General features: G+C 67.4%; 1 protein-coding gene. It reads right to left on the bottom strand.

Going from position 1 to position 705, the window contains the following annotated elements:
* Positions 1-705: COG4223 family protein (locus MOV75_RS40690; RefSeq protein ID WP_369010507.1), on the bottom strand; the 705-nt coding region annotated here is incomplete at both ends.

Raw genomic sequence — 705 nt, forward strand, 5'->3', positions numbered from 1 at the left:
GTCGCGGGCATCGGCCTTGTCGAGCCAGGCCTGTGCGGGCGCGCGATCGGCCTCCGGCAGCGTCTTGAGCTCGCGCCGCGCTTCCACGAAATCATTGCGAAGTGCCGCAGCCGTCACTCGCGTGACGATGGCGCCGCGATCGTTACCGACGCCGTCGGTGCGCTCGATGCGCACGAGTTTCGAAGCTCCTGCCTGGAGACGCTCGACAATGCCCGTGCCGCTGGTCTGAGTTTCCGCCGGCGGTGACAGTTTCGGCACGATGTTGAGGAGCTCGCGGCTCAGCGCGACCGGGGTCGGGATGCCCGACGATGCAAATGTATCGAGCGGCTTCAGCATGTCGGGCTTGGCGGCGAGCGAACGCGCCGCGGACAGCTGCGACTGATAGGGGTCGCCATGGCGAACGGCGACGTCGAGCAGGGCCGCCGCGACCACGAAGCGCAGCGGCTTGTCATCCTTCGCTTTTGCATCGGCGATCTTCTCGCCCTGCTGCGCGAGCTCGGCACGTTCGGATTTGCTGGCGCGCTCGAGCTGCGCGATGCGATCGTTGAGAGCAGAAAGGTCGGGCGCGGCCGTCCCGGGCGCCGATTTCGCATCGTTCAATGCGCTCGCGGTCTTGTCGGACTGCGCGCGCAGATTGGCGACGTCGCTGCGCAAGCTGGTTGCGGACTTCTCCAGCGCGTCAATCCGCGCGGCCATGGCCGGATC

The organism is Bradyrhizobium sp. PRIMUS42 (assembly GCF_023006515.1).
Classification (GTDB): Bacteria; Pseudomonadota; Alphaproteobacteria; order Rhizobiales; family Xanthobacteraceae; genus Bradyrhizobium.